The sequence below is a fragment of the Bradyrhizobium sp. MI1.7 genome (assembly GCF_055811795.1).
This window is the reverse complement of sequence record NZ_JBVVPO010000081.1, coordinates 1-22,685: the sequence shown is the minus strand read 5'-3', so window position 1 is coordinate 22,685 and position 22,685 is coordinate 1. Positions and strand designations below refer to the sequence as shown.

The window sequence follows — 22,685 nt, the reverse complement described above, 5'->3', positions numbered from 1 at the left end:
GCCGATGGGCCTTGGCCGACCCGCATTGGAACGCCTCTCACCAGCATCTCGCAGATATGTCCCAACGTCCGCCCGCGCCACCATCGCTCCAGGAATTGCGCAAGGAGATCGACGCGATCGACGAGGGCATGCATCGTCTCCTGATGCAGCGCGGCGACATCATCGACCGCCTGATCCAGGTGAAGCAGACCCAGGAGGTCGGCTCGGCGTTCCGCCCGGCGCGCGAGGCCGCCATGATGCGTGACATCGTCCAGCGTCATCGCGGCATCCTGCCGCTCGACACGGTCGAGAGCATCTGGCGCGTCATCATCTCGACGTTCACTTACGTCCAAGCGCCGTTCTCCGTGCATGCCGACATCTCGGTGAGCGAGCCGGCGATGCGCGATTCCGTGCGCTTCCATTTCGGCTTCACGGTACCTTACGTCGCGCATTTCAGCGCGCAGGCCGCGGTCGAAGCGGTGGCGAAGTCCAAAGGCGACCTGGCGCTGGTCTCGGCGACCTCGAGCCGCACGCCATGGTGGCTGGAGCTGGAAGCAGACGGCGCGCCGAAGATTATCGCGCGGATGCCCTTCGTCGAGCGCGCCGACCATCCGGCCGCGCTGCCGGTGTTCGCGATCTCCCGCGTCGCCGACAGCGCCGTGGTGACGGAGGTCGAGACCTTCAGCGTGCGCGTGTCCGGGTGGAACGCCGAGGTCGCGCGCGCCCTGTCGCCGCTCGCCGAGATCGTGGCAGTGCCCGATACCGCCTTCGACGGCGCAGCGCTGCTGGTCTCGGTCACGAGCGCGACCAGCATCGACAAGATCAAGGCTGCCCTGATCGAAGCGGGGGCCTCGGTGCGCTCCACGGCCCTCGTCGGCAGCCACGCAACGCGCTATACGGTGCCCTCGACCGGGTCGAAATCGTAGATCGCGAACCGCCTAAAGCTACTTCCGGAGTTGAAGATGTCCCGCCCCGTGCCGAATCCCGGCATTCTCGATATTGCGCCCTACACGCCCGGCAAGAGCCCGGTGGCTGAGCCGGGCCGCAAGGTGTTCAAGCTCTCGGCCAACGAGACGCCGTTCGGGCCCTCGCCCAAGGCGATCGAGGCGTTCAGGAACGTGGCGGCGCATCTGGAAGACTATCCGGAAGGAACCTCGCGCGTGCTGCGCGAAGCGATCGGGCGCTCTTTCGGGCTCGACCCCAACCGCATCATCTGCGGCGCCGGCTCGGACGAGATCCTCAATCTGCTCGCCCACACCTATCTCAGCCACGGCGACGAGGCGATCTCGACCACGCACGGCTTCCTGGTCTACCCGATCGCGACTATGGCGGTCGGCGCCAAGAACGTGGTCGCGCAGGAGACCAACCTCACCTGCAATGTCGACGCCATCCTCAAGGCGGTGACGCCGAAGACAAAGCTGGTCTGGCTCGCCAATCCCAACAATCCGACCGGCACCTATGTGCCGTTCGACGAGGTCAAGCGGCTGCGCGCCGGCCTGCCGTCGCACGTGCTGCTGGTGCTCGATGCCGCCTATTCCGATTACGTCTCGCGCAACGACTACGAGATGGGGATCGAGCTCGTCGCCACCACCGAGAACACCGTGGTGACGCACACCTTCTCCAAGATCCACGGCCTCGCCGCGCTGCGCGTCGGCTGGATGTTCGGTCCGGAGCACATCATCGACGCGGTCAACCGCATCCGCGGTCCCTTCAACGTGTCGACGCCGGCGATGTATGCCGCGGTCGCGGCGATCGAGGACACTGCGCACCAGGCGATGTCGAAGCAGTTCACCGAGACCTGGCGCAACTGGCTCTCCGAGGAGATCGGCAAGCTCGGACTGAAGGTGACGCCGGGCGTCGCCAATTTCGTACTGATCCACTTCCCGGAAAATGGCAAGACCGCGGACGAGGCCGACGCATATCTTACCAAGCGCGGGCTGGTGTTGCGCGCGCTGAAGAACTACCGCCTGCCGCATTCGCTGCGCATGACCATCGGCACCGAGGAGGCCAACCGCCTCGTCGTCGAGGGCCTGCGCGACTTCATGGCCGGCAAATGAGCACCACACCGCACTTCCAGCGCGTTGCGCTGATCGGCTTCGGCCTGATCGGCGGCTCGATCGCGCGCGCTGCGAAGCTCCAGGGCTTGGCCTCCGAGATCGTCACCACCGCGCGCTCGGAGAAGACGCGCGCGCGGGTGCTGGAGCTCGGCATCGTCGACCAGGTCGTGGCGACCAATGCGGAAGCGGTGAAGGATGCCGATCTCGTCATCCTCTGCATTCCCGTCGGTGCCTGCGGGCCGGTGGCGCAGGAGATCGCGGCGCATCTCAAGCCGGGCGCGATCGTCTCCGACGTCGGCTCGGTCAAGGGCGCGATCGTCAGGGACATGGCGCCGCATCTGCCGAAGACCATTCATTTCGTGCCGGCGCATCCCGTCGCGGGCACCGAGCATTCGGGTCCCGATTCCGGTTTCGCCGAGCTCTTCATCAACCGCTGGTGCATCCTGACGCCGCCGGAAGGCGTCGATGCGGCGGCCACCGATCGTCTGCGCGCGTTCTGGGCGGCGATGGGCGCCAAGGTCGAGATCATGACGCCGGATCATCATGATCTCGTGCTCGCGATCACCAGCCATCTGCCGCATCTGATCGCCTACACCATCGTCGGCACCGCCGACGAGCTGGCGCAGGTGACGGAGTCCGAGGTGATTAAGTTCTCGGCCGGCGGCTTCCGCGATTTCACCCGCATCGCCGCGTCCGACCCGACGATGTGGCGCGACGTCTTCCTCGCCAACAAGGAGGCCGTGCTGGAGATGCTCGGCACCTTCACCGAGGATCTCGCCAAGCTTACCCGCGCGATCCGCCGCGGCGACGGCGAGGCGCTGTTCGACCACTTCACCCGCACCCGCGCCATCCGCCGCGGCATCGTCGAGATCGGCCAGGATTCGGCAGCGCCGGATTTCGGCCGGCCGCATGCGCAGCTCGGCAAGAAGCCGTAACGTTCAAGTAGCCCGGATGGAGCGCAAGCGTAATCCGGGATCTCTTTCAGCGCGGCGCGACCTGCCCCGGATTGCGCTTCGCTCCATCCGGGCTACGGGAGACACCTAATAAAGCGGTGGAATCTGCCCGACCTTGACCGGGCCGAGCAGCACGGCGCCGTCGACGAACTTCAGCGGGAAGCTGCGGGCCTTCTTGCCTTCGAGCGTGCTCTCGGTGCCGATCGAATTGATGCCGGCCGCAACGCCGGCATTGGCGTTCTGCTTGATGACCTTGCCGAGGCCGGGAACGGCGCGGTCGAGGGCGCCGAACAGATTGTTGAGGTCCTGCGACTTCACGCCCGGCGCAACGCGGTCGAGGGTTGCCTGCGGCACCCCCTCCTCCAGCATCTTGTCGATGCCGAGCGCCGGGATCACGCGCTCGAGGCCGGTCACGGTCATCTGCAATTCGCCGTCGAGTCGGCCATTGGCCGAGAGGCCGAGCGTGCCGGCCGCAACCGCGATCATCTCGCCCTGCTGGACGCGCGACTGCACGATCTCGATGTGACCGCCGGCGGCCTGGATCTCGCGGAAGCGTTGCGGCCACGGCTTTGGGGTGAGGTCGGAGAGGCCCGTGATCTTCGCACGCGTGTCCGCCTCGAACGGCTCGGCGAGCAAGGGATGAACGCCCTGGATGCTGCCCTGCGCGACGTGCAGCACGGTCTCGATCACAGGATGATCCGACCGCGACCCGTCTGCGAGGCGACCGTGCAGCTCGACCTGCTTGGCGCGCGCGAGCGGCACCTGCACGCTGCCGTCGAGACGATTGATGACGGGATCGTCGAACACGATGGAGGCGCGATCCGGCACCGCCGGCAGGCCGAACACGCTGCTGCGGCCCTTGCTCCAATTCACCACGAAGGTGTTTTGCGTGACGCCGTCGGTGAGCGTCGCCGGCGCGGAGAATTCGGCGATGACGCGCTTGGGATCGTAGACTTGGGCGACGACCAGGATGTTGTCGAGCTTCGCCGTGAACGGCGTCTTGCTGGCGTTCTGCGACACCAGGGCGACGCTGGCGCCGGAGCACTGGACCTCGAAGCGGAACGGGAAGCCGGCGATCGAGCGCTTGGCGCAATCGTAGATGCGGCCGGACTTGGCCTCCTGCGCCCGCCAGGCGTCTGCGGCGATTTCGGCCTGCGAGGCCGCATAGAACCAGAAACAGCTCCACGCGACGGCGAGGATCAGGAGGATAATGGGGGCGATGAAAAGGCCCCAGCGGGGGCGGCGGCCTGTGGCAACGGTCATATCTGACATGCGGCGACCCTTTGACCCCAGATTTTGTCAAATGTAAGCGGGGTTCGGCCGCGCCGAAAGGCCGAGAATTCACTTCGCTTGGGGGCGTCGTTCTGGTAGCCGTGCCCGAAATGTCGGAAATCACCCTCCCCTCCGTCACCACAGCCAAGGGCGACCTCTGGGTGTTCGGCTATGGCTCGCTGATGTGGCGGCCGGGCTTCGAATTCAGGGAACGCGTCCCGGCGCGGCTGGTCGGCGAGCACCGCGCGCTCTGCGTCTACTCCTTCGTGCATCGCGGCACGCCGGAGCAGCCGGGCCTGGTGCTCGGGCTCGACCGCGGCGGCGCCTGCCGCGGCATTGCTTTTCGCGTCGCCGAGAAGGACCGCGCCGACGTCGTCGCCTATCTGCGGGCGCGCGAGCAGGTCACGTCCGTCTATCGCGAGGTGATGCGCTCGGTGTGGCTTGAGAACGATGCGCGACAGCGCGTCTCCGCGCTCGCCTATGTCGTCGACCGCGGCCACGTCCAATATGCCGGCCGACTCTCGTTCGCCGACCAGCATCGCCATGTCGTCCAGGGCCATGGCCAGTCCGGCGCCAACCGCGACTACGTGACGGCAACGGTGAAGGCGATCGAGGCCGAAGGTTTTCGCGACACGCAATTGCATAAGCTCGCGACCATGCTGCATGGTGATGCGCATTCCCTGCACGCGCCGGCTCCCGCCGAAGATCGAGAGAACCGCTAGCTCTGCGACGGAGCGTAGCTCGGCGACGAGCCGATCAACTGCTCCTGCTCTTTCCGGCCCGCTTCGACGAGGCGAGCGGTCGCGTCTTCGATGGCGGTTTGCACGCGCGAGAGAAACTCGTCTTTCGGCAGGCCTGATGGCAGCGGATCGAGGAACTCGACCACCAGCGTGCCGGGATAGCGCATGAAGGTGCGGCGCGGCCAGAACAGGCCGGAATTGAGCGCGATCGGCAGGCACCGCACGCCGCAGGACGAATAGATCTGCGCAAAGCCGGTCTTGTAATCGGGCGCGGCGCCGGGCGCCCGGCGTGTGCCTTCCGGAAAGATCACGAGCTGCCCGCCTGCGCGCACCGCGTCGCGCGCCCGCCGCGTCATGTCCAGCAGCGCCTTCACGCCGGCCTTGCGGTCGATCGCGATCATTCCGGTCTTGACCAGGAACTGGCCGAACACCGGGATCTGCATGAGCTGACGCTTGAGAATGAAGATCGGACGGTTGAAGAAGCCCGGCAGCACGAAGGTCTCCCAGAACGACTGATGCTTCGCCGCGATCACCAGCGGCCCTGCCGGGATCTTCTCCTGCCCGCGGAATTCGACCTTGATGTTGCAGATCACGCGCATCAGGAACAGCGTCGCCTTCGCCCACCATTGCGCGACCGTCAGCATGGCGCGCGGCGGCAATGCGAAGGTCGGCAGCGCCACGATCGCGAGGCATACGAGCACAGCATAGAACAGCACGTTGAAGAGGAGCGAGCGCAGGAAAATCAAAAACATCGATGGTCCGATCAATTGGCCTGTGCCGTGGCGGGCCGCTTCGGCGCCACGCCAGCAGGCTGCTCCGACATCTCGGGCGAAAGGTCAATCCCGAAATCCTCCAGCCGCACCCTCAGCTCGGCGGCGATGTATTTGACGTATTCGGACAGGAGCAGCCGCAAGGTGGAGGCCGAGGTCCACCACGGCTCCTCACGCCATTTTTCGCCGACCACTGCGAACGGGATCAGTGTGGTTTCCGGCATCGCATGCGAGAACTCCACCAGCGCGCGCGGCATGTGATAGTTCGAGGTGACGACGATCAGCGATCTGAAGCCGCGCCCCTCGGCCCAGCGCCGCGCTTCCGCCGCGTTGCCGCGGGTCGAGACCGCGGTGCGGTCGAGATCGACACAGCAATGCATGAAGGACTGGTTCTCCGGCAGCGTCCGGGAGATGTCGCTCGCCGTCGAGGTCGGGTGCACGCCAGAGATCAGGAGCCGCTTGCCGTAGCCGGCCGCCAGGAGCTCCATCGCATCCGACACCCGCGAGGAGCCGCCGGTCAGGACCACGATGCCGTCCGCCTTGCGGTCCGGCGCGATCTCAGCGCCGCGCAATTGCGCCAGGAAGGCGATGAAGCCCGCCGCCGCGCCGACGAAGACGAACGCGATCGTCGATACCAATGCCGCGCGCAGCCAGCCGCGCGGCAATTTCGGCGATCGATCGTCGGTCGGCGAGGTCATATGATGTCGGTGATCCCTTCCCCGGATGATTTTAGGACGTTTTGAGGCGAAGTGGAGTCCGGTTTATCGGGCTCAATCGACATCATTCAGCGTCGCGAACAGCGTCTGGCGCGAGGCAACCGCGGTGATGGCGCCGATCAGCACCGCCTGCACGGCGAGCACGATGTAGCCCGACGGCCGCAGCGAGAAGGTGCCGAGCAGGGCTGCGAACTGGTCGCCGACGGGGGTCCCGGAAAACCAGCCGGCGATCGACTCGGAGAAGCCGAACACCAGCATGGCGGCGCCGCCGCCGATCACGCCGCCCTCCAGGCCCAGCCTGAGGAAGTGACGCAGAAAGCGGTTGGCGATGTACCGGTCGCCGGCACCGACGAAATGCAGGACCTCGACGATCGGTTGGTTCGCCGCCATGGCGCCGCGGGTCGCGAACGAGACCGAGATGATGGTCGCGATGATGACGAGGGCGAGGATGCCGATGCCGGCGAGGACGGTGGCGTTGGTCATCGAGCGCATCCGCTCGATCCAGGCGCGGTGATCGTCGACGCTGGCGCTTGGTGCGGCCTGGGTCACGCGCGCGCGCAAGGCGCCGAGATCGAGCGGCGTGCCGGGCTGCACGCGCGCGATGATCATGCGCGGCACCGGCAAATCATCCATCGACAGGCCGGTGCCGAGCCAGGGCTCGAGCAGCTTGCCGCTCTCGTCCTTGGTGAACGGCTTGACCTCGATGATGCCGGCCTGCGCGCGGATGGCCTCTGTCACTGCCGCGGTGTCGCGATCGAGATCGCGGCCGGTCTGCGGGCGGACCTGGATGGTGATTTCGCTTGCAACGTCCGACTGCCATTCCGCGGCGGAGGCACTGACGAGCAGCACCGTGCCCGTGGTCATCGAGGCGAGGAAGGTCATGATGGCGACGACAGCAACCAGCGCGCGGCCGTGGATCGAGGCGCGCGGCACGATCGGCGACATGTTGCGCGCCTTGGGCGGAAGCTGCGGACGCTCCTGTCCGAGATCTACCAGCACGCCGCGGTCGTCGGGCCTACTCATAGACGTGCAGCCGCCCCTGGTGCAGCACGAAGCGTCGCGCCTCGTACTGGTCCATCAGGCCGATGTCGTGGGTGGCGATGATGACGGCGGTGCCCGATTTGTTGAGCTCGATGAACAGCCGCAGCAGCCGGCGGCCAAGCGTCGGATCGACGCTGCCGGTCGGCTCGTCGGCGAGCAGGAGCTGCGGCCGCGAGATCACGGCGCGCGCGATCGCCGCGCGCTGCTTCTCGCCGCCGGACAGGATCGGCGGCAGCGCGTCCATGCGGTCACCAAGGCCGACCCAGCGCAACAGGTCGATCACCTCCTTGCGATAGCTCGACTCGCTGCGGCCCATGACGCGGAATGGCAAGGCGACGTTCTCATAGGTCGTCATGTGGTCGAGCAGGCGGAAGTCCTGGAGCACGATGCCGATGCGCTTGCGCAGATCCGCGATCTCGTCCTTGCCGAGCTGCGAGATGTCGTGGCCGAACAGGTTGACGAGGCCGCGCGTCGGCCGGTGCGACAGGAACAACAGACGCAGCAGCGAGGTCTTGCCGGCGCCGGACGGGCCGGTGAGAAACTGGAAGGAATGCGCCGGAATCTCGAAACTGAGGTCGCGCAGAATCTCCGGCCCCAGTCCGTAACGCAATCCGACATTTTCGAACCGAACCAAGCTCAGCTCCGTTCGAGAGGGGGCGCGGGCCGCGCTGCTGCGCTCCGCCACACGCGATCAACGGGTTTTGCGACCGTTATGGTTTCCGGTTCGTTAACGGTCGCTCTGTAGCATCTGGGATGCCCGGTTCTCCGCGACCGAAGCATCGTCAAGACCAGTCCGTGCATCAAGGCTCGTGTCCATGCATATCGTCTGCCCCCATTGTACGACATCCTACGCCATCAAGCCCGCGAGCCTGGGGGCGAACGGACGAACGGTCCGCTGCTCCCGCTGCAAGGAGACCTGGGTCGCCTATGCCGAGGATGCCATCGAGGAGGCGTCCGTCCCGGCCATGGCGGCCGCCAGCCAGGCCGACGACCAGTCCGACCTCGCCGAGCAGTGGAACTCCTACGCCAGGGACGTCGGCGCCGCTGACACGCCTGTCGTCGACAGCCCCTCGATCGCCAGCGACTGGCCGGCCGAGGACGCCCAGGCGACCGAGGACGAATGGTCAGCGGCGGCCCGTGCCGCCGAGGATGACGTCGTCGGCGCGCAGCACCAGTCTTGGTTCCGCAGCCTGTTCAGCCGCCGCGGGGCGCGGGTGAGGCGCCAGGCCCCCACCGAGGCTCCGCGAAAATCCCATTTCGGTCTGCCGACCGCCTGCGCCGCCATGGGCGCGCTGGTGCTGGCGCTGGTCATCTGGCGCGGCGACATGGTCCGGCTGCTGCCGCAGACGGCGGCGTTCTACAAGATGGTCGGACTCGAAGTTAATTTGCGCGGGCTGGCGTTCAAGGACGTCAAGCTCTCCAGCGAGACCGTGGACGGTAAGCAGGTGCTGGTGATCGAGGGCGTGATCGTCGGTCAAAGCAAGAAGCCGCTCGATATCCCGCGGCTGCGCTTTGCGGTGCGCGACGCGCAGGGAGCGGAAATCTACGCCTGGAACACCGTGCTGGAGCAGACCGTGCTGCAGCCGGGTGAGCGCGCCTTCTTCCGCTCGCGCCTGGCCTCGCCGCCGCCGGAGGGCCGCAATATCGACGTCCGCTTCTTCAACCGGCGCGACATTGCCGGCGGCAGCGTATAATCGATTTTGCATATCCCGCACGGGAGGCTGGTCTCAAGGTTGGTCTCATGCCGAAAATCCTGATCGCCGACGACGAGGACTCGATGCGCCAATTGGTGGCGCGCGCCATCGCCATGGACGGCCACGAGACCGTCACTGCACAGGACGGCGCCGAGGCGCTGGAAATCCTGACCCGCGAGAACGGCGCGTTCGATCTCCTGCTCACCGACATCCAGATGCCGGTGATGGACGGCATCGCGCTGGCGCTCTCCGCCGCGCGCGATTTCCCCGACCTGACCATTTTGCTGATGACCGGCTTTGCCGACCAGCGCGAGCGCGCCTCGAATTTGAATGCGCTGGTGCATGACGTCGTGACCAAGCCGTTCTCGGTGGCCGACATCCGTACGGCGGTCGCGGACGCGCTGGCAGCGAAGAAAGCGTAGGGGCGCGGCGTATTCCGCTGTCAGGCCCCGGCCTTGACCGGGGCACCCAGTACGCCGCGGCCTCTCGGTTCAATCACAACCGTCTCTGGAATACTGGATCGCCCGCCTGCGCGGGCGATGACACCGAGTGTGACGTCAAAAATCCTTCAGCAGACGCTCGAGGTAATCGAGCTCGATCTGCGGACGCGCGGGATCGCTCAGGCGGCGGCGGAGCTCTTCGAGGATGCGGCGCGCGCGCTGGGCATCGATCTCGCCGGGAATCTTGACCGTGTAGTCGTCGCTGTATTCCTTGCCGCGCAGCGGCCGGCCCAGCGGGTCGGTCCGTTCGCCGCCGCTCTGCTGGCGGCCGACAGCCTGACCGGGGCCGTCACCGTCGCCCGGATCCTGGCCTTCGCCGTTCTGCTGCCCGCCGAGCGCGTCGGCGAGATCCTGCATGCCCTTGCGCAGGGCGTCGATGGCCTTGCCCTGCGATGTCGTCGCACCGTCGGCATCGCCCTCGCCGATCTGATTGCCGGCGTCTCCCATGGCGTTCTCGGCGGCGTCGAAGCCGTCATCGCCATCCTGGTCGCCGTCCTGACCCTGACCTTGGCCCTGCTGACCTTGTTGGCCCTGCTGCCCCGGCTGCTTCTGCCCGCGCTGGCCCTTCTGGCCATCCTGCTGCAAGCCCATCTCGGCGAGTTTCTTCTTGAGGGCCTCCAGCCGCTTCTTCAATTGCTCCTGCCGGCCCTGCGTATCCTGCGACCCTTCGCGCGACGCCGAGGGATCGTTCGGATCGGGATAGAGATATTTCTCCATGTCCCGGATCGCCCGGGACTGCTGGCCAATGCTCTCGTCCGAGTTCTTGTCCTTCAGGTTGTCGGCGGATTGCTTCATCGACCGCTCGGCGCTGTCGAGCAGTGCATCCAGACTCTTTTGGTCGGCGCGCGACGACTGGGCGAGACCAATCGAAGCCGTGGAACAGGACAGCATAAGCACGAGACAAGCCGTGGCGAGCCTTCCGCGCGTGACCTTGCCGTTCTGCCAGATTGAGGTGTGTTTCATGAGCTATCTCGCTCCCTGGGATTCACGCCAGGTCCTGAGCTCTTCGCGCAAGGCATCCTGCTGCCTTGCCAGGTCCTCCAGCTGATCGCTGGTCGCGCCGCGCGTCTTCTGCCGCAGCTCTCTCGATTTACGCAGGATCTCCGCGACCTTGGGCGGCAGAGGCTTGGTGCGTTGGCCGCGTTTGGAGTCCTTGCTCTGCCGGTCGGTTTCGTCGCGAAGCGCGTTCTGCTCCCGGAGCAGATCGTTCAGCTCGCGCGCAATCTCGTCCATCTCTTTTTGCTCGGCGCTGGGCGGCCCCGGAGGATTTTCCAGCGCGCGGGCCAGGCGGTCCAGCTCGCGCGCCGCCGCTTCGCGGTTGCCGCGCTGGATCAGCCGCTCGATGCGCTTCATCTGGTCGTCGAGGCCGATGGCCGGCCGCGCCAGCGGATTGCTGCGCATCTGCTGCGCGTACTGGCGCATATAATTGTCCAGCGCGGTCCGCAGATTGTCCATGAGCTTCTTGAGCTCTTCGTCGCTGGCGCCGCGCTGAAGCGCCTGCTTGAGCGCGTCCTGCGCCGCGCGCAACGCCTTGGCGACGTCGCTGATGTTGCCGTCCTCGATCGTCACCGCAAGCGCCCACAGGCTCGCCACGACCTCACGCAGGGAATCGTCGGTGCGCGCCGCCTCGAGCTGGCGTGCGACGCTATGCAGGCCGAGATACTGCCCGGCTTCCGGCGTGAACATCTCGGGCGCGATCATCAGCGCATCGAGCGCGGCGTAGACGTCGGAATTCTTGTTGGCGTCGAGCGCGAGGATGCGGCGCTGCTCGATCAGCGCGCGGGCGAGCGGCTTGGTGAACAGCCGGCCCGGCAAGCGCATGTTGAAGGGCTCGCTCTTCGCCTCGTTGCCGGCCTCGTCCTTGGCAGTGAGCGTCAGCGTCACGTCCGCGCCGGAATAGGGATCCTCGCTGAGGTCCTTCACCGTCTGGCCGACGCCGTTGCGGGTCCGCGCATTGGGCAGGGTCAGCGCGAATTGCGGCGGCTGGAACAGCGGCCGCGCGGCCTTGCCGTCCGCGTCCTTGGTTCCGTCCTTGTCTTCGGTTGCGCGCGGAACGAATTGCGCGGCGGCGCCCGTGACGCCGTAATCGTCCTCGATCTTGTAGGAGAGCTGCAACGCGCCGTAGGCCTGACGCTCGGGATCCTTGGCGAGCGCGATCGTCGGCGGGCGGTCGGGCGTCGCCGCGAACGCCCATTGCGGCTGGCCGGAGGGCGCGCGGACATGCGCGGTGCCGTCGCCGGTGATGGTAAAATGCTTCTCGTTGGTGCCCTTCGGCGCGGCCTCGGTGGGCGCGACCTCCTTGAGGCCACCGGAGATGACGACATCGAGGCTGCTGCCGGAGGAGCGCACGATCAGGGTCGAGCCGGCCGGAACTGCGAGCGGGCCGCTGGCAGGCAGCGCCGCGGCCTCCTTGTTGGCGGCCGACAGGATGACCGGCGGCTTGCCGGTGTAGAGCGGCGGCGTGATCCAGGCATCGACGCGGACGTTGGTCGGCGCCAGCACGCCGTTCCAGTCGAACGCGGCACCTAACCGCATCGCGCGCTCGTCGCCGGCGGCGAAGAAGGTCGCGACCAGCATCACCATGACCAGCGCGCGCAGCGCCCAGGGATCGTGCAGGGCGAGGCGCGGATGTGGCAAGCCGGCACGGATGCGCTTGAGCGAAGCCAGCGTGCGCTCGCGCTGCGCCTGCCACAACGCCAGCGCGACCGGGTCTTTCGAGCTCAGCGTGTCCGTCAGCGTCGTCGCCGGGCGGTGACGGATACCGGAGCCACGGTCGAGCCGGCTCAGAGCCTCGTCGCGGCCCGGCCAGCGGAAACGAATCAGGGGGACCAGAGCGGCGATTGCGATGCCGGCAAAAGCCACGAGACCGATGGCACGGACGACGGACGGCAGCACCAGCCAGAGGCCGGCCCACGACACCACCAGGAACAGGCCGACGACAGTCAGCACCCGCGCCAGATGTGGCCAGGCACGTTCCCACGCGATGGCATAAATGGCCCGATCGAGGGCCTGCGCCAGCTTCAGCCGCGACAGAGCGTCGCCATCGCGGATCGGGTCTGACGGGTCGGGGGTGACGCCGTTCAATCAATTCTCCAGGTTGCCCGGTAGAGAAGCGTATCACAACGGCAGCACTGAGGCATCCGTTCCGGTACGGGAGAGACCCCTTTTCCCGCATAACACGAGGACGTGACTGGCCGGGCGCAACACCGTAATTTCCACGCGCCATTCCGAGGAAAACGCAAGGAAATAGAGGGAACGCCATGGACAAGAAGATGCACGACAAGGGCCTGGAAGTCCGCAAAGCGGTGCTGGGCGAGGCCTATGTCAACAATGCCCTGAAGAACGTCGACGATTTCAACCGTCCGTTCCAGGAGATGCTCAACGAATATTGCTGGGGCACCGTGTGGGGCCGCGAGGAACTGCCGCGCAAGACCCGCAGCATGCTCAACATCGCCATGATCGCGATCCTCAACCGCCAGCACGAGTTTCGCGCGCATCTGAAGGGCGCGCTGACCAATGGCGTCTCCCGCGACGAGATCCGCGAGATCCTGATGCTGGTCGCGATCTATGGCGGCATGCCGGCCGCAGTCGACAGCTTTCGCATCGCGCGCGAGGTGTTCGCGGAGATCGACGGCAAGGCGTGAGGCCGCCTCTGTTCGCCGCCTCACATCCAACGAACAACGAAGAAGAAAGAAGGAAACACCATGCACATCGGATTCATCGGCCTCGGAAACATGGGTCTCCCGATGGCGCGGCGGCTGATCGAGGCCGGGCACAAGCTCGTCGTGTTCGACACCCGCAAGGAGGCCGTCGACAAGCTCGTGGCGCGCGGCGCCACCGCTGCAACCTCGCCGAAGGACGTCGCCGATCAGGTCGAGACGGTCATGGCGAGCCTGCCCTCGCTGCAGGCGTCGCTCGAGGTCGCGACGGGTGCGAACGGCGTGATCGAAGGGAGCCGCGCCAAGCGCTTCATCGATCTCTCCACCGTCGGCTCGACGATGGCGGCGAAGATCCACGGCCTGCTGGCAAAACGCGACATCGTGCAGATCGACTGCCCCGTCTCCGGCGGCGTCGGCGGCGCCGAGAAGGGCACCCTGGCGGTGATGGTCTCAGGGCCCAAAGCCGAGTTCGAGCTGCTCAAGCCCGCGCTCGACGTGATCGGAAAAGTGTTCTTCATCGGCGAGAAGCCGGGCGCGGCGCAGACCATGAAGCTCGCCAACAATTTCCTGTCGGCGACCGCGATCGTGGCGACCTCGGAAGCGGTGGTGATGGGCGTCAAGGCGGGGCTCGATCCCGCGGTGATGATCGACGTCATCAATGCCGGCTCCGGCATGAACACCGCGAGCCGCGACAAGTTTCCGCGCTCGGTGCTGCCGCGGACGTTCGACTTCGGCTTCGCCACGGGGCTGATGGTGAAGGACGTGCGGCTGGCGCTGGAGGAGATGAAGCAGCTCGGCCTGTCGATGGAGGTCGCCGACGCGGTCGGACGGCTATGGGAGACCGTGATCAGCGCGGAAGGCGCCGAGTCCGACTTCACCGCGGCGATCAAGCCGATCGAAAAGAAGGCGGGAGTTGTGGTCGGCGGAACGAAGGGTGGATTGGCGGGGAAGTAGCCGCCCCGCACGCTCGTCGTCCCGGGGCGTGCGAGGCGCGAGCCCGGGACCCATAACCACAGGCGGATGTGGTTACGGGGACTCGGAGTTACAGCTCAGCCAAACAACCACTTCTTGTGGTTATGGGTCCCCGCCCCTCGTGCGCAATTGCGCACTAGGCGGGGACGACAGCGAGGATGAGGCGCGGCCTTACCGCCCCTCAATCCCTCACAGCCACGGCGCCGGCGTGTCCATCGCGATCAGCTGCTCGACCTCGATGCGCGGGCGCACGACGGCGTATTGATCGCCCTTTACCAGCACTTCCGGAACCAGCGGCCGCGTGTTGTAGGTGCCGGCCTGCACCGCGCCATAGGCGCCCGCGGTCATGATGGCGATGAGATCGCCAGGCTTCGGCGTCGGCAGCGTGCGATCCAGTGCGAGATAGTCGCCGGTCTCGCAGACCGGGCCGACGACGTCGGCCATGATCGTGGCGGCGCCCGCGGCCGGCTGCGTCACCGGCAGAATGTCGTGATGCGCCTCGTACAGCGTCGGGCGGATCAAATCGTTCATGGCGGCGTCGATGATGACGAAATTCTTGCCGTCGCCGTGCTTCACGTAGATCACCCTGGCGACCAGGATGCCGGCATTGCCGACGATCATGCGGCCCGGCTCGAACATCAGCGTGCAGCCGAGATTGTGGCTGACGCGCTTGACCATGGCGGCATAGGCGTCGGGCGCCGGCGGCGCCTCGCGGTCCATGTAATAGGGAATGCCGAGGCCGCCGCCGAAATCGACGTGGCTGATGTTGTGACCGTCGCTGCGCAGCGTCTGCACGAATTCGGAGAGGATGCGGAACGCAGTCTCCATCTTGGAGAGATCGGTGATCTGGCTGCCGATATGCACGTCGGTGCCGGTGACCTGGATACCCGGCAGCTTTGCGGCGCGCGCATAGACCTCGCGGGCATAGGCGATCGGAATGCCGAACTTGTTCTCGGACTTGCCGGTCGAGATCTTGGCGTGCGTGCCAGCATCGACGTCCGGATTGACGCGCACGGAGATGCGCGCGGTCTTGCCCATCTCGGTCGCAAGCCGCGACAACAGCTCGAGCTCGGGCTCGGATTCGACGTTGAGGCAGAGGATGTCGGCGGCCAGCGCGGCACGTAATTCGGTTTCGGTCTTGCCGACGCCGGAGAACAGGATCTTGCTGGCGGGAATGCCGGCGGCCAGCGCACGCTTCAATTCGCCGCCGGAGACGACGTCGGCGCCGGCCCCGAGCTTGGCCAGCGTGCGCAGCACCGACTGGTTGGAATTCGCCTTCATGGCGTAGCAGACCAGCACCTTCTCGCCGGCGAAGGCGTCGGCGAAGACGCGGTAGTGCCGCTCGAGCGTCGCGGTCGAATAGCAATAGAACGGCGTACCGACGGTTGCGGCCAGCTCGGACAGGTTCACGGCCTCGGCGTGCAGCACGCCGTTGCGATAGTCGAAATGGTTCATGGCGTCAGCTCAGCTATCCCGGCTCATTTTTTGCCGGGAGGTTCGTCCAGGAGCGGGTCGAGGATAAACGATTTCTTCTTGCCCTTGGCGGCGGCAGGCGCCGCGTCCGCACCGTACCCGGGATTGAACACGCTCGGCGTCCTCTGGGCTTCCGTCTCGGTGTCGGTTGGAGCTGCGACATTGGCCGTGGATGCACTGGAGGCGGTCGGCGGCAGATCCAGCGGGCCCTTGCGGCCGCAGCCGGCAAGCGCGAGCGCCGTCAGGCTCAAGACAATGATGGCCCACCCCGAGCCGGCCGGGCGAAACTTTGACGTCACGACGAAATCCCCACTACGCGGGCCGCACCATACAGAGATTGGCACGCTCTGGCGAGAGCCGGATGACCATGAAACATAAGCGAAATTTTGCCCTCAGCCCAATTTTCGCTCTTTTTCCAGCCGCTTCGCCCAGGCCTTGGCCTGCGACGCCACGTTCTTCGGCGCGGTGCCGCCGAAGCTGGTCCGGCTCTTCACCGACGATTCGACCGAGAGCACGCCGAGCACGTCCTTGGTAATCTTGGGCTCGATCGCCTGCATCTCCTTCAGCGGCAGCTCGTGCAGCGCCACCCCGCCCTCGGCGGCTTTCGCCACGATACGGCCGGTGACGTGGTGGGCGTCGCGGAATGGCATCTTCAGCGTCCGCACCAGCCAGTCGGCAAGGTCGGTCGCGGTGGCATAGCCCTCGCCCGCCGCCGCCTTCATCTTCGCTTCGTCGGGCATGAGATCGCGGACCATGCCGGTCATGGCGCGGATCGCGAGCGACAGGGCGGCAAAGCCCTCCATCGCGCCCTGCTTGTCCTCCTGCATATCCTTTTGATAGGCGAGCGGCAGGCCCTTCATCACGATCAGGAGGCCGTTGAGCGCGCCGATGACGCGGCCGGTCTTGGCGCGCACGAGCTCGGCGGCATCCGGATTGCGCTTCTGCGGCATGATCGAGGATCCCGTGGTGAACTTGTCGCTGAGGCGGATGAGACCGACCAGCGGCGAGGTCCAGATCACGATCTCCTCGGCAAAGCGCGACATGTGCACGGCGCAGATCGAGGCCGCCGACAGCGTCTCCAGCACGAAGTCGCGATCGGAGACCGCATCGAGCGAGTTCGCCATCGGGCGGTCGAAACCGAGCGCTTTCGCGGTGGCGTGGCGGTCGATCGGGAACGAGGTGCCGGCGAGCGCGGCGGCGCCGAGCGGCGATTCATTGAGCCGCTTGCGGGCGTCCTGGAAACGGCCGCGGTCACGCGCCGCCATCTCGACATAGGCGAGCAGATGATGGCCGAAGGTCACGGGCTGCGCGGTCTGCAGATGCGTGAAGCCGGGCATCACAGTCGCGGCATGTTCGAGCGCGCGATTGACGAGCGCGGCCTGGAACGCGGCGAGCGCCGCATCGGTCTCGTCGAGAACGTCGCGGACATAGAGACGGAAATCGGTCGCAACCTGGTCGTTGCGCGAGCGCGCGGTGTGCAGCCGGCCGGCGGCGGGGCCGATCAGCTCGGACAGGCGGCTCTCGACGTTCATATGGATATCTTCGAGGGCACGCTTGAATGTGAAGCCGCCCTTGCCGATCTCTGACAAAATCGTGTCTAGACCCTTGCCGATATTTTTCGCATCAGAGCCCGTGATGATGCCCTGCGCGGCAAGCATCGCGGCGTGCGCCTTGGATGCGGCAATGTCCTGGGCAAAGAGGTGACGATCGACGTCGATGGAGACGTTGATCTCTTCCATGATCTCATCGGGGCGCTCCGAGAACCGGCCGCCCCACATCTTGTTGCTCATGATCCCCTGCTCACGCCTTGCTTGCCGCTGCTGCCGCACGTTTGCTGGCCGGAGCCAGCCGTATTAAGAGGCCCCTGATAGCCATATCTGCGACCGGATGACAAACGATATGCTCGACAAGACGCCCTCCGCCACGCGCCGGATCCCCCTCGTCATCGCCACTGTGGCGATCGGGGGGCTGGCCGGCTTCGCCGCGCTGTACGGGCTGGGCCTGAACCGGGCGCCCTCAGGCGATCCGGCCTGCCGGGCCGCGGTGGCAACGGCGCAAAAAATCGCTCCCCTCGCCCATGGCGAACTGGCCGCCCTGACCGTGGCGAGCGCGCCGCTAATACTGCCCGACCTGGTCTTCGAGGACGCTGACGGCAAGCCGAAGAAGCTGTCCGATTTCCGCGGCAAGACGCTGCTGGTCAACCTCTGGGCCACCTGGTGCGTGCCCTGCCGCAAGGAAATGCCGGCGCTGGACGAGCTCCAGGGCAAGCTTTCGGGCCCGAATTTCGAGGTGGTGGCGATCAACATCGACACCCGCGACGCCGAGAAGCCCAAGACGTTCCTGAAAGAGGCCAACCTGACCCGGCTCGGCTATTTTAGCGATCAGAAAGCCAAGGTTTTCCAGGACCTTAAAGCCATAGGCCGGGCCCTGGGCATGCCGACCTCGGTGCTGGTCGACCCACAGGGCTGCGAGATCGCGACGATCGCGGGGCCGGCGGAATGGGCGAGCGAGGACGCGCTCAAGCTGATCCGGGCTGCGACGGGCAAGGCCGCCGCGTCGCTCTAGGCGGTGTGTACTAAGCCGTGACGTTTAGGTTGCCGCCGACGCCGGCGCCGACATTGGCGAGCGAAGGCTGACCGGCGCCGAGCAGCGTCAGGACGGTGGATTTCTCCATATCCGCGTTCTGCTTCATCAGCGTCGCCGAGATATTCGACTGTAGCGCGCCTTGCTGAGCGGCCAGCATGGTGCTGACCATCGCCATCATGTCCATTACGCAAACCCTCTTACCGGGCGCAGCCTAGGGGCGATGGGTTAATGCGACATGAATTGTCACGGTGCGGATGCACGGCCGGAGGGCGATAGCGCCGTAGGGTGGGCAAAGCGGCTTGTCCGCCGTAGCTCGAAGAGCGAAGGCGGAAGCGTGCCCACCAATTTCCACCGCATCATTGGAGAGATGGTGGGCACGGCGCCTTGCGCCTTTGCCCACCCTACGGCACCGGAAATTGGATCAGCGCGTCGGAACCGGCTTGGCGCCCCGGTAGTCGTAGAAGCCACGCTGGGTCTTGCGGCCGAGCCAGCCGGCCTCGACGTATTTCACCAGCAGCGGGCACGGGCGATATTTGGAGTCGGCGAGGCCCTCGTGCAGCACCTGCATGATCGACAGGCAGGTATCGAGGCCGATGAAATCGGCGAGCTCGAGCGGGCCCATCGGATGATGCGCGCCAAGCTTCATCGCCGCGTCGATGGCCTCGACATTGCCGACGCCTTCATACAGCGTGTAGATCGCCTCGTTGATCATCGGCAGCAGGATACGATTGACGATGAAGGCCGGGAAATCCTCGGAGACCGCGACCTGCTTGCCGAGCTTGGAGACGAATTCCTTGGACGCCTCGAAGGTCTGGTCGTCGGTGGCGATGCCGCGGATCAGCTCGACCAGCTCCATCAGCGGTACCGGATTCATGAAGTGAATGCCGATGAAGCGCTCGGGCCGGTCGGTGGCGGCGGCTAGCCGCGTGATCGAGATCGAGGAGGTATCGGAGGCGACGATCGCCTCCGGCTTCAGCACCGCGCAGAGCTCGTGGAAGATCTTGCGCTTGACCTCTTCCTTCTCGACCGCGGTCTCGATCACGAGGTCGCAATCGGCGAGGTCGTCGAGCTTCTCGGCGAGCTTGATGCGCGCCATCGCCTTGGTCTTGTCGTCCTCGCTGACGGCCTTCTTGGAGACCTGGCGCGCCAGATTGCCATTGATGGTGGCCATGCCCGACTTGAGCCGGTCGGCCGAGACGTCGTTGAGCACCACGTCGAAACCGGCCAGCGCCGCGACATGCGCGATGCCATTGCCCATCTGACCCGCGCCGATCACGCCGACCTTCTTGATCACTGCCGCCATAATGTCATCCACCGGAACGGCGCGCAGATCGCGCCTGCCTCATCCCCCGAGCCGGGAGGTCCGATTTAATCAGAAACTCGATTAGATCAGAATCCTGGCTCGAAACCTAGATTGGATCGCTTCCCCGGCGTGCCCCACGCCAAAGAAAACGCCTTGAAAAAGAAAAACCGGCCGGAGTGTACCACTCCGGCCGGTGTTTTTAGCGCGTTTTTACTTGCCGAGCTTGGCGAGCGCTTCGGTGAGCTCAGGAACCGCCTGGTAGAGGTCGGCGACCAGGCCGTAATCGGCGACCTGGAAGATCGGCGCGTCCTCGTCCTTGTTGATCGCGACGATCACCTTGGAGTCCTTCATGCCGGCCAGATGCTGGATCGCGCCGGAAATGCCCACCGCGACATAGAGCTCGGGGGCCACCACCTTGCCGGTCTGGCCGACCTGCCAGTCGTTCGGCGCATAGCCGGCATCCACCGCCGCGCGCGAGGCACCGACGCCGGCACCGAGCTTGTCGGCGAGCGGTTCGATGTACTTGGCGAAGTTCTCGCGGCTCTGCATGGCACGGCCACCGGAGACGATGATCTTGGCCGAGGTCAGCTCGGGGCGGTCGCTCTTGGCGACTTCCTCGCCGACGAAGGACGACAGGCCCGGATCGGCCGCCGCAGCGACGTTCTCGACCGCGGCGCTGCCGCCTTCACCCGCCGCCGCAAAGGTCGAGGTGCGCACCGTGATGACCTTCTTGGCGTCCTTCGACTTCACCGTCTGGATGGCGTTGCCGGCATAGATCGGGCGCTCATAGGTGTCGGGGGCGACCACCTTGGTGATCTCGGAGACCTGCATGACGTCGAGCAGGGCTGCGACACGCGGCATCACGTTCTTGAAGCGCGAGGTCGCGGGCGCGACGATCGCGTCATAGCCGGAAGCCAGCGAGACGATCAGCGCGGCCAGCGGCTCGGCGAGATCGTGGGCGTAGGTCTCGCCCTCGGCAAGCAGCACCTTCTTCACGCCGGCAAGCTTGGCGGCGGCATCCGCCGCAGCCTTGGCGTTCTGGCCGGCCACCAGCACGTCGACATCCGCGCCGAGTGCGGCAGCCGCGGTCAGGGCCTTGTTGGTCGCGTCCTTCAGCGACGCATTGTCGTGTTCGGCAATCAGAAGCGTCGTCATCAGAGCACCCCGGCTTCGTTCTTGAGTTTCGACACCAGCTCGGCGACGTCCTTGACCTTGACGCCCGCCTTGCGGCCCGCCGGCTCCGTCGTCTTGAGAACCTCGAGACGCGCGGCGACGTCGACGCCGTAATCGGCGACGGTCTTCTCCGCGATCGGCTTCTTCTTGGCCTTCATGATGTTGGGCAGCGAGGCATAGCGCGGCTCGTTGAGACGGAGATCCGTGGTGACGATCGCCGGTCCCTTCAGCTTGACGGTCTGCAGACCGCCGTCGACTTCGCGGGTGACCTTGAAGTCAGAACCTTCGACCTCGAGCTTCGAAGCAAACGTCGCCTGCGACCAGCCGAGCAGCGCGGCCAGCATCTGACCGGTCTGGTTGCTGTCGTCGTCGATCGCCTGCTTGCCGAGGATAATCAGGCCGGGCTGCTCTTCGTCGGCGATCTTCTTCAGAATCTTCGCGACCGCGAGCGGCTCGACGGTGCCCTCGACCTTCACCAAGATGCCGCGGTCGGCGCCCATGGCGAGACCGGTGCGGATCGTCTCCGAGGCCTGCGCCGGTCCAATGGAAACCACGACGACCTCGGTGGCCTTGCCGCCTTCCTTCAGGCGCAACGCTTCCTCGACCGCGATTTCGTCGAACGGGTTCATCGACATCTTCACGTTGGCGAGTTCAACGCCCGATCCATCGCCCTTGACGCGGACCTTGACGTTGTAATCAACCACCCGCTTTACCGGCACCAAGACCTTCATCGATCCTCTTTCACTCAATTTGGGAGGGGGGTTATCAACTGGCGCGGAACCTAAAGGCCTGATCCGGCCCGGTCAACGCGCGACAGGGCCAAATTTTAGACCTTAGAAATATCGACCTCAATGGGTCAGCGATTCTGGCCCGGAACCCAGAGCACGTCGCCGGCGCCGTTATGGTTGGCGGCACGGCTGGCGACGAACAGGAAGTCGGACAGGCGGTTCATATACTGGATGCCAGCGGCGCCCACGGGCTCGCCGGGCCGGGCCGCCAGTTCCACCATCACGCGTTCCGCCCTGCGGCAAATCGTACGGGCAACGTGGAGGTAGGCGGCGGCCGGCGTGCCGCCCGGCAGCACGAAGGAGGTGAGCGGCGCCAGCTTGTCGTTGAGCGCGTCGATGTCGCGCTCGAGCCGCTCGACCTGGCTTGCCACCACCCGCAGCCGCTCGGCCTTGCCTTCACGCTCGGGCACCGCGAGGTCCGCGCCGAGGTCGAACAGATCGTTCTGGATGCGGCCGAGCATCGCGTCGAACTCGGACATGTCATGGGTGTGGAGCCTGACAACGCCGATCGCGGCATTGGTCTCGTCCACGGTGCCATAGGCTTCGATGCGCAGATCGTATTTCGGACGGCGCTCGCCCGTTCCGAGCGCCGTCGTGCCGTCGTCACCGGTCTTCGTATAGATGCGATTCAGCGTGACCATTTTTAACGCCCCATCGCCCAGACCGCGAGCATGGCAATCACGATCGCCACAAACTGAAGCAGCACGCGCCAGCGCATCAGCTTCTGCGAGGTGTTGGGCGAGCCGCCGCGCATCATGTTGACGAGACCGAGCAGCAGCACCACCGCCACGGCGCCGGCCGCTACCGGCAGGATGAAAGTACTCAGGAGAGATGCCATTTGGGGTAGATAACACCGTGCTTGCGGATGCGCCATGGTGCCGCGGCAGCCGCCGCCGGGGGGGGGGGGGGGGGGGGGGGGGGGGGGGGCGCGCGGGGGGGCGGGGGGGGGGGGGGGGGGGGGGGGGGCGGGGGGGGGGGGGGGGGGGGGGGGGGGGGGGGGGGGGGGGGG

25 protein-coding genes are annotated in these 22,685 nt (G+C 66.1%); 9 read left to right on the top strand and 16 right to left on the bottom strand.

Features of this window, described 5'->3' with window-relative positions; all coding sequences use genetic code 11:
- Positions 1–56 precede the first annotated feature (56 nt).
- The 3 genes from AC0L3X_RS40615 to AC0L3X_RS40605 are packed head-to-tail and all read left to right on the top strand — an operon-like array spanning position 57 to position 2,971.
- Positions 57–905, top strand: coding sequence for a chorismate mutase (locus tag AC0L3X_RS40615; RefSeq protein ID WP_063985777.1), 849 nt, complete (start codon positions 57–59; stop codon positions 903–905).
- A 36-nt stretch (positions 906–941) separates the two neighbouring features.
- Entirely contained in the window at positions 942–2,036 is a 1,095-nt protein-coding gene (locus AC0L3X_RS40610; RefSeq protein WP_063986730.1) for a pyridoxal phosphate-dependent aminotransferase, read from the top strand.
- Positions 2,033–2,971: a prephenate/arogenate dehydrogenase family protein gene (locus AC0L3X_RS40605; RefSeq protein ID WP_014491665.1), complete on the top strand. Its 939-nt coding sequence runs from the start codon at positions 2,033–2,035 to the stop codon at positions 2,969–2,971. Before AC0L3X_RS40610 ends, AC0L3X_RS40605 begins: the two co-directional genes overlap by 4 nt.
- 105 nt (positions 2,972–3,076) lie before the next feature.
- On the opposite strand, the gene AC0L3X_RS40600 is transcribed toward AC0L3X_RS40605, so the two are convergent.
- A complete protein-coding gene (locus AC0L3X_RS40600; RefSeq protein ID WP_063985778.1) occupies positions 3,077–4,261 on the bottom strand; it encodes a DUF2125 domain-containing protein in 1,185 nt (394 codons plus the stop codon).
- Between the two features lie 110 nt (positions 4,262–4,371).
- Here AC0L3X_RS40600 and AC0L3X_RS40595 point away from each other — a divergent pair, with 110 nt between their 5' ends.
- Complete coding sequence (locus AC0L3X_RS40595) at positions 4,372–4,983, top strand: gamma-glutamylcyclotransferase (RefSeq protein ID WP_063985779.1); 612 nt, start codon at positions 4,372–4,374, stop codon at positions 4,981–4,983.
- Here AC0L3X_RS40595 and AC0L3X_RS40590 read toward each other — a convergent pair.
- The 4 genes from AC0L3X_RS40590 to ftsE form a co-directional block, all read right to left on the bottom strand.
- Entirely contained in the window at positions 4,980–5,753 is a 774-nt protein-coding gene (locus tag AC0L3X_RS40590; protein WP_063985780.1) for a lysophospholipid acyltransferase family protein, read from the bottom strand. The genes AC0L3X_RS40595 and AC0L3X_RS40590 overlap by 4 nt on opposite strands.
- An 11-nt stretch (positions 5,754–5,764) precedes the next feature.
- The gene (locus AC0L3X_RS40585; RefSeq protein WP_063985781.1) at positions 5,765–6,469 is read right to left on the bottom strand and encodes a YdcF family protein; all 705 of its coding nucleotides are present in this window, start codon (positions 6,467–6,469) and stop codon (positions 5,765–5,767) included.
- Positions 6,470–6,541: 72 nt separating this feature from the next.
- Positions 6,542–7,510, bottom strand: coding sequence for a cell division protein FtsX (locus tag AC0L3X_RS40580; RefSeq protein WP_063985782.1), 969 nt, complete (start codon positions 7,508–7,510; stop codon positions 6,542–6,544).
- Positions 7,503–8,162 (bottom strand): cell division ATP-binding protein FtsE, encoded by a 660-nt coding sequence (gene ftsE / locus AC0L3X_RS40575; protein WP_014491659.1) that lies wholly within the window; start codon positions 8,160–8,162, stop codon positions 7,503–7,505. The genes AC0L3X_RS40580 and ftsE overlap by 8 nt, the downstream gene beginning before the upstream one ends.
- 181 nt (positions 8,163–8,343) lie before the next feature.
- Between ftsE and AC0L3X_RS40570 the strand changes: the two genes are divergently transcribed.
- Together AC0L3X_RS40570 and AC0L3X_RS40565 are read left to right on the top strand one after the other, a co-directional pair.
- Complete coding sequence (locus tag AC0L3X_RS40570) at positions 8,344–9,222, top strand: MJ0042-type zinc finger domain-containing protein (RefSeq protein WP_231143665.1); 879 nt, start codon at positions 8,344–8,346, stop codon at positions 9,220–9,222.
- A gap of 47 nt (positions 9,223–9,269) precedes the next feature.
- A complete protein-coding gene (locus AC0L3X_RS40565) occupies positions 9,270–9,644 on the top strand; it encodes a response regulator (protein WP_028147294.1) in 375 nt (124 codons plus the stop codon).
- A 135-nt stretch (positions 9,645–9,779) separates the two neighbouring features.
- Here AC0L3X_RS40565 and AC0L3X_RS40560 read toward each other — a convergent pair whose 3' ends face one another.
- Both AC0L3X_RS40560 and AC0L3X_RS40555 read right to left on the bottom strand, forming a co-directional pair.
- The gene (locus AC0L3X_RS40560; protein ID WP_063985784.1) at positions 9,780–10,685 is read right to left on the bottom strand and encodes a DUF4175 family protein; all 906 of its coding nucleotides are present in this window, start codon (positions 10,683–10,685) and stop codon (positions 9,780–9,782) included.
- A gap of 3 nt (positions 10,686–10,688) precedes the next feature.
- Positions 10,689–12,806: a TIGR02302 family protein gene (locus tag AC0L3X_RS40555; protein ID WP_063985785.1), complete on the bottom strand. Its 2,118-nt coding sequence runs from the start codon at positions 12,804–12,806 to the stop codon at positions 10,689–10,691.
- A 176-nt stretch (positions 12,807–12,982) separates the two neighbouring features.
- Here AC0L3X_RS40555 and AC0L3X_RS40550 point away from each other — a divergent pair, with 176 nt between their 5' ends.
- Together AC0L3X_RS40550 and AC0L3X_RS40545 are read left to right on the top strand one after the other, a co-directional pair.
- Positions 12,983–13,366 (top strand): carboxymuconolactone decarboxylase family protein, encoded by a 384-nt coding sequence (locus AC0L3X_RS40550; protein ID WP_063985786.1) that lies wholly within the window; start codon positions 12,983–12,985, stop codon positions 13,364–13,366.
- Between the two features lie 60 nt (positions 13,367–13,426).
- Positions 13,427–14,335: an NAD(P)-dependent oxidoreductase gene (locus tag AC0L3X_RS40545; protein WP_063985787.1), complete on the top strand. Its 909-nt coding sequence runs from the start codon at positions 13,427–13,429 to the stop codon at positions 14,333–14,335.
- Between the two features lie 207 nt (positions 14,336–14,542).
- On the opposite strand, the gene lysA is transcribed toward AC0L3X_RS40545, so the two are convergent.
- The 3 genes from lysA to argH all read right to left on the bottom strand — a co-directional run bounded on the left by lysA (position 14,543) and on the right by argH (position 17,616).
- Positions 14,543–15,808, bottom strand: coding sequence for a diaminopimelate decarboxylase (lysA, locus tag AC0L3X_RS40540; RefSeq protein ID WP_063985788.1), 1,266 nt, complete (start codon positions 15,806–15,808; stop codon positions 14,543–14,545).
- Positions 15,809–15,831: 23 nt separating this feature from the next.
- Positions 15,832–16,125 (bottom strand): LPS translocon maturation chaperone LptM, encoded by a 294-nt coding sequence (lptM, locus tag AC0L3X_RS40535; RefSeq protein WP_063985789.1) that lies wholly within the window; start codon positions 16,123–16,125, stop codon positions 15,832–15,834.
- Positions 16,126–16,218: 93 nt separating this feature from the next.
- Positions 16,219–17,616 (bottom strand): argininosuccinate lyase, encoded by a 1,398-nt coding sequence (gene argH / locus AC0L3X_RS40530; protein ID WP_063985790.1) that lies wholly within the window; start codon positions 17,614–17,616, stop codon positions 16,219–16,221.
- Between the two features lie 109 nt (positions 17,617–17,725).
- Here argH and tlpA point away from each other — a divergent pair, with 109 nt between their 5' ends.
- Positions 17,726–18,391, top strand: coding sequence for a thiol:disulfide interchange protein TlpA (gene tlpA / locus AC0L3X_RS40525; protein ID WP_283017751.1), 666 nt, complete (start codon positions 17,726–17,728; stop codon positions 18,389–18,391).
- A 10-nt stretch (positions 18,392–18,401) separates the two neighbouring features.
- Here tlpA and AC0L3X_RS40520 read toward each other — a convergent pair whose 3' ends face one another.
- From AC0L3X_RS40520 to AC0L3X_RS40495, 6 genes are all read right to left on the bottom strand, one after another.
- A complete protein-coding gene (locus AC0L3X_RS40520; RefSeq protein WP_015688853.1) occupies positions 18,402–18,596 on the bottom strand; it encodes a hypothetical protein in 195 nt (64 codons plus the stop codon).
- Between the two features lie 237 nt (positions 18,597–18,833).
- Entirely contained in the window at positions 18,834–19,715 is an 882-nt protein-coding gene (locus tag AC0L3X_RS40515; RefSeq protein ID WP_063985792.1) for a 3-hydroxybutyryl-CoA dehydrogenase, read from the bottom strand.
- A gap of 210 nt (positions 19,716–19,925) precedes the next feature.
- The gene (locus AC0L3X_RS40510) at positions 19,926–20,870 is read right to left on the bottom strand and encodes an electron transfer flavoprotein subunit alpha/FixB family protein (RefSeq protein ID WP_063985793.1); all 945 of its coding nucleotides are present in this window, start codon (positions 20,868–20,870) and stop codon (positions 19,926–19,928) included.
- Positions 20,870–21,619, bottom strand: a complete 750-nt coding sequence (locus tag AC0L3X_RS40505) for an electron transfer flavoprotein subunit beta/FixA family protein (protein ID WP_038942669.1) — start codon at positions 21,617–21,619, stop codon at positions 20,870–20,872. The genes AC0L3X_RS40510 and AC0L3X_RS40505 overlap by 1 nt, the downstream gene beginning before the upstream one ends.
- Positions 21,620–21,744: 125 nt before the next feature.
- Positions 21,745–22,317 (bottom strand): cob(I)yrinic acid a,c-diamide adenosyltransferase, encoded by a 573-nt coding sequence (locus AC0L3X_RS40500; protein ID WP_063985794.1) that lies wholly within the window; start codon positions 22,315–22,317, stop codon positions 21,745–21,747.
- A gap of 2 nt (positions 22,318–22,319) precedes the next feature.
- Positions 22,320–22,514: a twin transmembrane helix small protein gene (locus tag AC0L3X_RS40495; protein ID WP_028147306.1), complete on the bottom strand. Its 195-nt coding sequence runs from the start codon at positions 22,512–22,514 to the stop codon at positions 22,320–22,322.
- Positions 22,515–22,685 lie beyond the last annotated feature (171 nt).